The organism is Oleiphilus sp. HI0117, assembly GCF_001635235.1.
Genome location: NZ_LWGA01001395.1, coordinates 1 through 1006 on the forward strand (window position 1 = coordinate 1; position 1006 = coordinate 1006).

Consider the following 1006-nt stretch of genomic DNA (forward strand, 5'->3'; position numbering starts at 1 on the left):
TGGTTAGTCATTGCTGACTGCGATGCACAGAAGAAAGAGGGCCGGATTTATAGCGCGGCAGCCATTGACAAAGCCTCAGCTCTCGAAGTCTTGTCCGAGCATATCAACGAAGAAGAACGTTTCGAGATCAACCCTAAAACGCAGAAAATAACGGGCTCTATGCAAACCCGTATTGGCGCGATTACCATAGATAGCCAAGTCATCAGCAATATTCCAAACGATGCCTTCACCCAATGCCTGGCTCAGCTGGTCAAGAAACAAGGCTTAAGCGTTTTAAACTGGACGCAGCAATGCGATGACTGGCTGGCCCGAGCAAGCTGGCTAGGACAACACCTTGAAAACTTCCCAAGCTTGTCAAAACAAAGCTTAATCGACGATATCGAGACTTGGCTGCTACCCTATTTATCTAGCGTCAGCAGTATGAACGCACTTAAAAAAGTAAACATTCTTGAGCTAGTGAAAAGCTGCCTGGACTGGAATGATCAGCAGCGCATCGAAAGCGAAGCCCCAACGCATTACCAAACACCAAGTCAGAAACGTGTTCCAATTCGCTACGACAGTGACCAAGGCCCAACAGTTTCAGTTGTGCTTCAAGAGGTGTTTGGCGAGCTAAGCTCTCCGACCCTGGCTGAAGGTCGCGTTCCCTTACGTTTTGAATTGCTGTCACCGGCCAGGAGGCCTATCCAGACCACCAGTGATCTCGCTAACTTTTGGAACAGCTCTTACTTTGAAGTCGCTAAGGGTATGAAGGGCCGCTACCCCAAACACAGATGGCCAGATAAGCCATTAGAAGAAAAAGCCGGACGTTCGATAAAGCGAAAGTGAAGCCCAAAACCTGTGCAGATCCATCCGAGGCTCGCAAGGGGGATGAAACCCTCTGCCTATGGGCATCATATATCCAATTTATGGCGTGCGAATCACCAGTAAACGTTGTTCAGTCATGTCTTCGATTGCATACTTAATACCTTCACGACCCAGGCCGCTGTCTTTCACTCCGCCATAAGGC

1 protein-coding gene is annotated in these 1006 nt (G+C 48.9%); it reads left to right on the forward strand.

Translation table 11 applies throughout. The features are described from left to right. A partial coding sequence (locus A3757_RS23690; protein WP_304439217.1) for an ATP-dependent helicase C-terminal domain-containing protein occupies window positions 1–825 on the forward strand: 825 nt, incomplete at its 5' end. Window positions 826–1006: the final 181 nt, after the last annotated feature.